This window comes from Vibrio sp. KUL70 (genome assembly GCF_059725515.1).
Map to the genome: position 1 here is coordinate 1331826 of NZ_AP045834.1, position 8979 is coordinate 1340804.

At 44.0% G+C, this 8979-nt stretch carries 9 protein-coding genes; 6 read left to right on the forward strand and 3 right to left on the reverse strand.

Annotated features, from left to right (window positions below):
- The first annotated feature begins 53 nt into the window (after positions 1 to 53).
- From infC to yqfB, 4 genes are all read left to right on the forward strand, one after another.
- The gene (gene infC / locus AC6I7V_RS06025) at positions 54 to 542 is read left to right on the forward strand and encodes a translation initiation factor IF-3 (protein ID WP_301339526.1); all 489 of its coding nucleotides are present in this window, start codon (positions 54 to 56) and stop codon (positions 540 to 542) included.
- A gap of 104 nt (positions 543 to 646) precedes the next feature.
- The gene (gene rpmI / locus AC6I7V_RS06030; protein ID WP_032549209.1) at positions 647 to 841 is read left to right on the forward strand and encodes a 50S ribosomal protein L35; all 195 of its coding nucleotides are present in this window, start codon (positions 647 to 649) and stop codon (positions 839 to 841) included.
- A 41-nt stretch (positions 842 to 882) separates the two neighbouring features.
- On the forward strand, positions 883 to 1236 hold the full coding sequence (gene rplT / locus AC6I7V_RS06035; RefSeq protein ID WP_004401084.1) for a 50S ribosomal protein L20: 354 nt from the start codon (positions 883 to 885) through the stop codon (positions 1234 to 1236).
- A 216-nt stretch (positions 1237 to 1452) separates the two neighbouring features.
- Positions 1453 to 1767, forward strand: a complete 315-nt coding sequence (gene yqfB, locus AC6I7V_RS06040) for a N(4)-acetylcytidine aminohydrolase (protein ID WP_255230860.1) — start codon at positions 1453 to 1455, stop codon at positions 1765 to 1767.
- A gap of 68 nt (positions 1768 to 1835) precedes the next feature.
- On the opposite strand, the gene AC6I7V_RS06045 is transcribed toward yqfB, so the two are convergent.
- From AC6I7V_RS06045 to AC6I7V_RS06055, 3 genes are all read right to left on the reverse strand, one after another.
- Positions 1836 to 3074 carry a leucine-rich repeat-containing protein kinase family protein gene (locus AC6I7V_RS06045; protein ID WP_498011540.1) on the reverse strand — a complete coding sequence of 413 codons (1239 nt, stop codon included), beginning with the start codon at positions 3072 to 3074 and terminating at the stop codon, positions 1836 to 1838.
- Between the two features lie 136 nt (positions 3075 to 3210).
- Positions 3211 to 3792: a TetR/AcrR family transcriptional regulator gene (locus AC6I7V_RS06050; RefSeq protein ID WP_255230858.1), complete on the reverse strand. Its 582-nt coding sequence runs from the start codon at positions 3790 to 3792 to the stop codon at positions 3211 to 3213.
- On the reverse strand, positions 3789 to 5225 hold the full coding sequence (locus AC6I7V_RS06055) for a coniferyl aldehyde dehydrogenase (protein ID WP_498011541.1): 1437 nt from the start codon (positions 5223 to 5225) through the stop codon (positions 3789 to 3791). Before AC6I7V_RS06055 ends, AC6I7V_RS06050 begins: the two co-directional genes overlap by 4 nt.
- 407 nt (positions 5226 to 5632) lie before the next feature.
- On the opposite strand from AC6I7V_RS06055, the gene speA reads away from it, so the two are divergent.
- Both speA and speB read left to right on the forward strand, forming a co-directional pair.
- Positions 5633 to 7540 (forward strand): arginine decarboxylase, encoded by a 1908-nt coding sequence (gene speA / locus AC6I7V_RS06060; protein ID WP_255230856.1) that lies wholly within the window; start codon positions 5633 to 5635, stop codon positions 7538 to 7540.
- Positions 7540 to 8466 carry an agmatinase gene (gene speB / locus AC6I7V_RS06065; protein ID WP_498011542.1) on the forward strand — a complete coding sequence of 309 codons (927 nt, stop codon included), beginning with the start codon at positions 7540 to 7542 and terminating at the stop codon, positions 8464 to 8466. The genes speA and speB overlap by 1 nt, the downstream gene beginning before the upstream one ends.
- Positions 8467 to 8979: the final 513 nt, after the last annotated feature.

Consider the following 8979-nt stretch of genomic DNA (forward strand, 5'->3'; position numbering starts at 1 on the left):
GAAGACGTGGCCAACAACCGGCCAAACAAAACCAGCATCGTTTAAACGGTGAAATTCGTGGCGTTCGTGAAGTTCGTCTAACAGGCGCTGACGGTGAAGCCGTTGGTATCGTTTCTATCCAAGAAGCGCTTGATGCAGCTGTAGAAGCTGGTATGGATCTTGTAGAGATCAGCCCTAACGCCGAGCCGCCAGTTTGTCGTGTGATGGACTACGGTAAGTTCCTCTTCGAGAAGAGCAAAGCTGCGAAAGAGCAGAAGAAGAAGCAAAAGCAGATTCAGATTAAGGAAGTAAAATTCCGTCCTGGAACTGATATTGGAGACTATCAGGTAAAACTACGCAACCTGACGCGTTTCCTAGAAGACGGCAACAAAGTGAAGGTAACAATTCGCTTCCGTGGCCGCGAAATGGCTCACCAAGACATCGGTGTCGACGTTTTGAATCGTCTGAAAGAAGATACAGTAGATTTAGCTGTTGTAGAATCTTTCCCGACTCGAATCGAAGGCCGCCAAATGATCATGGTATTGGCCCCTAAAAAGAAGTAATTAACGGCTTTGCAAGTAATTGAACCCTGCAGCCTCAGGTTGCGGGGTTTAATTCGCCCTAATTACTATGTTATTAACAACTCAACAATGCGGAGTTATTCATCATGCCTAAGATGAAAACCAACAAAGGTGCTGCTAAGCGTTTCCAGAAAACTGCTGGTGGTATTAAGTTTAAGCACGCTGGTAAACGTCACATCCTGACTAAGCGTACTACTAAGAACAAGCGTCAGCTACGTCCAAATGCAATCCTTCCTAAGTGTGAAGTGGCTGCAGTTGCTCGTATGATGCCATACGCTTAATTCTTTTTAGTTTAATAATCGTTTAGTTTAGGAGAAGCATAATGCCTCGCGTAAAACGTGGTGTACAAGCTCGTGCACGTCATAAGAAAGTTCTAAAACAAGCTAAAGGTTACTACGGTGCACGTTCTCGTGTTTACCGCGTAGCTTTCCAAGCAGTTACTAAAGCTGGTCAATACGCTTACCGTGACCGTCGCAACAAGAAACGTCAATTCCGTCAACTATGGATTGCACGTATCAACGCTGCATCTCGTCAGAATGGTCTATCTTACAGCCGTTTCATCAACGGTCTTAAGAAAGCATCTATCGAGATCGACCGTAAGATCCTTGCTGACATCGCGGTATTCGACAAAGCTGCATTCGCAGTTCTAGTTGAAAAAGCAAAAGCTGCTCTTTAATTAGAGTTTGCATTTAGGATTAAGAGAAGGAGAGCTTAGGCTCTCCTTTTTTATTGCCCGCTATTTTGCCTTGTCATATTCTCTCGCATCTCGCATCTCGCATCTCGCATCTCGCATCTCGCATCTCGCATCTCGCATCCAATTTTCATTCGCTTCGTTAGATATTCTGGTATATAAACAGGTATCTAAATCTTTAATGACAAGTGATTGAAATCCATGACCGCACCAACCACTATGACGTTCTTTGAGCGTTTTGAAGCTGACATCCTTTCCGGCAAAAAGACCATCACCATACGTGATGAATCTGAGCGCGATTACCAACCAGGCAGTGTGGTAGAAGTATCAACGTTAGAAGAGGGGCGTGTATTCTGTGATCTTAAGATCATCAGCGTAGAACCGATCCTGTTCGATGAACTGGGCGAGTTCCACGCTCAACAAGAGAACATGACGCTGCCAGTGCTTAAAGATGTGATTCAAGATATCTATCCAGGCATTTCTCAACTGTACGTTGTCTCTTACGAGCTTGTTTAATCGTTAACAACATATCTTTAGTCCTTGAAAATTAACTTCAAACCTTGAAACTGAAGTTCATGCTACGTTTACACTTCGAAGCTCGCAAGGCGCGAGTACAGTTTACTCTCAAGGTCTTGCTTGGCACAGATTGTCAGCAGATCATCTATAAAGTGTTTCAAAGCACGGGCTTCAATACGGCGAATACCTTGCTGTTGTTCTGCAGTCAGATATCCGTAGATGGTCGCAGCACCAAAGTCGCCGAAGATCATCTGACCCTGCTTATTGACCAAGGTGTTGTGTGCGTATAGGTCGCCATGACAAACCTTGTTGTCGTGCAAGTGGTTAAATACGTCAATCATCTGAGTCACGATCTTCTCGATTTGCGAGATCGGAAGCTCGAAACCTTCAGGGAAAGTATCACGCGTGCAGGTCTCGAGTGTTGGTGGTAGTCCTAGGTTGTAATAATTGTCAGGGATGAGCTCCATAACCAATGCTAGGTCGTTGCCATCATCTACCTGTGCAATGGACTTAACGAGATTATCGTGATGACCTGCTTGTAGACACGCTTCTAATTCATCATGCGGATAACCATCACTGGTCACTTCGCCCTTAAATACTTTAACTGCCACTTCTTTTGGAAAATCAAACTTGTCATCAATCCAGTTTGCATGAGAGATAACGCCGCTCGCACCTTGCCCTAATACCTGATTCAAACGATAGCTTGTCGTTTTTACCTGCGGTACGCTATCAAGTGGCTTCGGGTGTTTGCAAAACGGGTTTCCAGCAAATGCTACCCACGCCAATTTGGGAAGCTTAATCAGCAGTTCCGGAAACTCGGTCAATTGGTTAGCCGATAGACGAACCAGTTCGAGGTTGGTAAGGTTTTCCATACTGTTTGGCAACGCATTAATTTGGTTGCCTGCTAGCGCCAGCTTTTGCAGTCTTGGGCGGTGTCCTAGGCTTTCTGGCAATACCTCAATCGCGTTGTCAGTCAGAATCAGCCAACGTAACTTGATAGGTAATGCGTGTTCACTAACCGTCTTAATCTGGTTCGTTTTAAAGCCAACCATTTCTAGGTTTGGTAGTTCTCCCAACACCTCAGGAAGATGTGTGAACTTGTTGTTAGAGGCAAAGATAATGCGTAGCTTGGTCAGTTTTGCCAATTCTTGTGGAAGTTCAGATAGTAAATTGCCTGAAAGGTCGAGCACTTCGAGAGTGTCTGCAAGCTCTATGATTTCCATTGGGAACGTTTGAAGGCCTTCAGCCAATTTTAAATGTGTTGAGCCCAATAATTGTCCGGATTGTAATTGTTCTAGAGTTTGCAAACCTAAGCCTTCTGATTGTGTTTCGTTTAGGCGGGTAGTGTACGTGTCTTAACTAGTGATTGCGAGGGCTGCGCTGTATTGGATCCACCTAAATGACTTGATAAAACATTTGTCGTATCTAAAGGGTAATATGAATCTAATCAGGCTGTTTACCACCAATAGCGCGCCAACACATATCAAAACTTTGTTGAACGTAATTCTGTTGTTCTTCAATCGAGAGCTGCTTTTGGTCTAGCAGCCAGTTAACCGATATCAAGAAGTGGCTATGAATGAAGTGACGAACGAGTTCAATATCTAACGTCAACAATTCACCGGACTCTTGACCTGCTCTAATATTCTCGTCCAGTGTTGTAAACAACTCAGTGACGATGCTTTGCCTTTTTTCAGTTGTCGGATGGAAGTGAATATTGGAGAAAAACTTCATGGCGTCTGGATGAACGGAAGCCCAATCAATCCCACCCAACCAAAGTTGGTTCATTCTCGAATACAGTGGAGCTGAAGATGAACCTATCCCTTGAAAAATCGTATTGAACAGAGTTTGCTTTAGCTCTCTAAAAAGCTCGTCAACCAGTAGTGATTTGTTTTCAAAATGGTGAAATAGAGTCGCCTTTGCCACACCTGCTGTTTTAGCAATTTGCGCGGTTGATGTCCCTTCAACACCTTGTTCTGCAAAGAGTTGAAGGGCGGAGTCTAAGATTTGCTGTCTTTTTGTAGTCATCGGTTAATCACTTTAAAAATCAATTTCTTAAACGCTTTTGTATAAGGAGGATGTAACAATTTTGTGTAGTTGATTTTACCTCGGCTCAGAACCGTTTTGGCGTGACTAAAGGTTTTAAACCCTTCGATACCGTGATAGTGACCCATACCTGACGGACCAATTCCACCAAATGGTGCATCGTCAACGGCAACGTGAACCAGAGAGTCATTAATACATACGCCACCAGAATGAGTTCTGTTGAGGATTGCGTTCTGCGTTTCGCTTTCGTGGCTCATGATATATAGCGCCAATGGGCGAGGGCGCTCATTGATGTACTCAATCGCTTCGTCTAGAGAATCATAAGGGACAATAGGCAGAATAGGACCAAACAGCTCATCTTGCAGTGCAATCATGTCGTCACTTACATCTGTCAATAAGTGAGGTGTCATGCGGTGATTCACATCGTCTTGAGCTTGCTCGCTCACCGTATGAACGGTTGCGCCTTTTTGCTTGGCATCGTCAATCACGCTTTTCAGTCGAGCGTATTGACGTTGATTAATGATCGATGTCAGATCGTTACTCTCAAGCCCTGCCGGGTAAAGCTTTCTAAAGTAGCCCTTGTAAGCTTCAACAAACTCATTCACTTTTGTTTTAGGGAGTAAGATGTAGTCCGGTGCGACACAAATTTGACCAGCGTTTAGGCTTTTCGAAAATAGGATTCTCTGTACTGCGTCCATCACGTCTATATCGGGGGCTATGATGGTGGGTGACTTGCCGCCGAGTTCTAGAGTAACCGGTGTGAGGTTAGCTGAAGCTGCCTTCATTACATGCTTACCTACAGCAGTGGAGCCTGTAAACATAATGTGGTCGAAAGGGAGAGCGCTGAAGTTCGCTGCGACTTCTGCTTCACCTTCAATGATCGCGATTTGATCTTCACTAAATCCTTCGCTCAGCATCTTTTTCAAAACAAGGTTTGTTGTGGGTGTGAACTCTGACATTTTCATCATCGCTACGTTGCCCGCAGCCAATGCCGTTGCTAGCGGACCAATCGATAGGGTAATAGGAAAGTTCCAAGGAACAATGATGCCAACAACGCCTAGAGGTTGATAATGAACACTGACTTTCGCTGGTTGAAGCATTAACCCAGCACCTCGACGCGAAGGTTTCATCCATTTCTTAAGATTCTTTCGATTGTAATCAATTAAGTGCAACGAAGGTGTGATATCGGCAATGAGAGAATCGTATCTTGCTCTTTGACCATAATCTTTTGATAGTGCGTCGATGATTTGATCTTGGTAACGCACCAGCAGCTCTTTTAGATGAGCTAGATTATTTTGGCGTGTTTGTAAGTCAGTATTCGAGTTAGCTCGAAAGTAATTTTTCTGCTGGGCGAATACCTTCGTCATGTCAGCGTTTGATACCGCTTCATCACTGGTCATTGGATTGTGGTTCATTATTTTTGCTCCCCATTCTACCGACTGACCGATCGGTCAGTTGTTCAAATTTATACCAGTCATGTTTGTTTTACAAGCTATCGCAAGAAAAAGTTTAAAAGATGAACAGCAGTGAGCACCAAAAACAAGTGCAGAATTGGGGATTTCTTATGGTTCACGAAAAAAATCTGAAGAAATGTTCATGCCGTATTGCTCACAGATCTGGCGATAAGCCCTGATGTACCGATATCTCACGCAGTCGTAAATCGACCATTGTCGACACGACAAATATCTATGATTGGACTCACTAGCCAGAATATCAGTTAATGCGCCCAACGAATCGTGACGTATCGATTTAGCTTGGGTAATGCCACTTGTTTAAACAGGGTGTTACTTGGTGATGGCCCTATACAGTAAGGTCTCTTGAAATGGAACAATCAGTTAATTTAGATCGCATCCGTGCAGAATATAACGTAAAGCACTGGAGCCAAGGTTTCTACGGTATTGATGATAATGGGGAAGTGTATGTCTCTCCAAGCAAAACGGATCATCAAATTCCTTTGAGTAATATTGTTAAGCAACTTGAACAGAAGAATGTCGGCTTACCAGCTTTGGTGCGATTCCCACAGATAGTTCATCAACGAGTACACAATATTTGTAATGCGTTTAACCAAGCTATCGATGATTATCAATACGACAATCGCTACCTTTTGGTATACCCAATTAAGGTAAACCAACAAAAGGAAGTCGTGGATGAAATTTTAGCAAGCCAAGCACAACTAGAGCAAAAACAGCTAGGGCTAGAAGCGGGCAGCAAACCTGAGTTATTGGCGGTATTAGCACTGGCTCAAAAAGCGAGCTCGGTGATCGTTTGTAATGGTTACAAAGACCGTGAATATGTTCGCTTGGCTTTGATCGGCGAGAAGCTAGGCCATAAAGTTTTCATCGTACTTGAAAAGTTGTCTGAGCTTGATCTTGTTTTGCAAGAAGCGAAAGCGCTAGGCGTAAAACCACGCTTAGGTTTGCGTATTCGTCTCGCTTCTCAAGGAGCCGGTAAGTGGCAAGCAAGTGGCGGCGAGAAGTCAAAGTTCGGCTTGTCTGCGTCGCAAGTGTTGACAGTGATTGAGCGTCTGAAAAAGGAAGATCAGCTAGAAGCATTAGAGCTCGTTCACTTCCACTTGGGCTCTCAGATGGCAAACATTCGCGATGTACGAAATGGTGTGAGTGAAGCTGCTCGTTTCTACTGTGAATTGCGCGATATCGGTGCTCAGTTAGATTACATCGATGTCGGTGGTGGTTTGGCGGTCGATTACGACGGCACTCGCAGCCAATCGGCGAACTCAATGAACTATGGTTTAGCTGAGTACGCACGTAACATCGTGATGACTGTCGGTGACATTTGTAAACAATACCAACAGCCGATGCCAGTGATTATTTCTGAGTCCGGGCGCTCATTGACAGCACACCACGCAGTTTTGATCACTAACGTTATTGGTACAGAAAGTTACTCACCAGAAGTGATTGCTGAACCAGACGAAGATGCGCCACTACTTCTGAAAAATATGTGGCGTAACTTCCAGTCACTGCGTGACGGTAGCGATGACCGTGCATTGATTGAGATCTACAACGATACGCAGAGTGATATTGCCGAGGCACACAATCAGTTCGCAACGGGTATGCTGGACCTACAAAGTCGCGCATGGGCAGAGCAAATTTCATTGCGTATCAATTACGAGTTGAATCAGTTGATGAGCACAAAGAACCGCTACCATCGTCCAATTTTGGATGAACTGAGCGATCGATTGGCCGACAAGTTCTTCGTCAACTTCTCGCTGTTTCAATCTCTACCAGACGCATGGGGTATTGATCAGGTGTTCCCTGTCTTGCCACTAAGCGGATTGGACAGAGTGAATGAACGACGAGCCGTGGTTCTGGACATTACTTGTGATTCAGATGGCACCATTGATCAGTACGTAGATGGGCAAGGTATTGAAACAACGTTACCAGTGCCTGCATGGAACCCAGATGAGCCTTATTTGATGGGCTTCTTCTTGGTCGGTGCGTACCAAGAGATCTTAGGTGACATGCACAATTTGTTTGGTGATACACACAGTGTTGTTGTCAATGTTGATGATGAAGGTAAAGCGAACCTAGATTATATCAATGAAGGTGATACCGTTGCTGACATGATGCGCTACGTGCACATCGACGTGGATTTTATTCGCCAAACCTATGAAGAGATGGTTAGCGCAAAAGTTCCAAGAGAAGAGCAGCAGAGTGTGCTTGCTGAGTTAGAACAAGGCTTAACGGGTTACACGTATTTAGAGGATTTTTAATGGACGATCTGTTTACTAAAAAAGATTATTCACTGTACTCCAATGCGATGACGTTTATGCGCCGTCCTTTGGTGCAAAATCCGGTCGATGCTGAAGCTGATGTGGTGGTGCTTGGTGCACCATTAGACATGGCAACGTCGGGACGTCCAGGAGCTCGTTTAGGTCCAGATGCGATTCGTCGTGCATCGGTTAACTTGGCGTGGGAAGGTAAGAAATTCCCGTGGGACTTTAATCTCTTCGACCATACTAAGGTCATTGACTCTGGAGATTTGGTCTTTGACACCGGTGATGCTGAAGATTTAACGGTACGTCTAGAAGCGGCAGCAACGGCAATCCTTGATAGTGGTAAAACGCTGTTGGGTCTCGGTGGTGATCATTTCGTCACATTACCACTTTTACGTGCTTACGCGAAAAAGTATGGCGAAATGGCGCTCATCCACTTTGATGCACACACGGATACTTACAGTCATGGCAGTCGTTACGACCATGGAACCATGTTCTTTCATGCTCCAAACGAGGGGCTAATTTCTAAAGAGCACTCTGTTCAAATTGGCATTCGTACCGACTATACAAAAGAAAAACACGGTTTCGACGTTATTAATGCAATGGAAGCCAATGATCTGAGCGTGGCTGATATCGTATCTCGTATCAAGCAGACTGTTGGCGACAAGCCAGTTTACTTGACGTTTGATATCGACTGCCTAGATCCGGCATTTGCTCCGGGTACAGGAACACCGGTTTGCGGTGGATTAAACTCCGACAAGATTTTGAAGATTATTCGTGGTCTCCAAGGAGTCAACATGGTCGGAATGGATGTTGTCGAAGTATCACCCGCATATGACCAAAGTGATATTACGGCATTGGCGGGAGCGACCATAGCGTTAGAACTTCTGTACCTTTGGACTGCAAACCGTCTAACTAACTGATTTTTCGATATCTCTTATTTTAAAAAGCCACTGTTTTAGCGAACAGTGGCTTTTTTGCTTTGGGTAGATCTGGCTGAAAACAAGTGGTTTGAATCGAGATAACTTCGTAGAAATGGCGCTTTACGTATGAAAAAACTTAGGTACTAGGGTTAAGTCGACGGTAAACAATGAGCAAAAATGGAGCTACTTGGGGACTATTTCTTATTACTCAAAATAAGTCCTTATTTGCTCACGCTTATTTCGAAAAATCTTGTTCATAAAGCGGATGTAGTTCGATATGCAATCAATTACCTCTGAAAATGGAATTTTTCTAAGGAAATACTAGCCTTAAAAGTAAATGAGTTCGAAAAGAATAGAGTAAAAACAATATCGAACCAACTCTTAAATATGAGAAAACTTGATAACAAAGTAGTGGTTGAAATTGAAATTGAATTTGAGTTTCGGATCACTAAGCGCTTACAACAATATATATACGATGATGAGAACCATTAGTATCTGTATCTAGGAGGACAT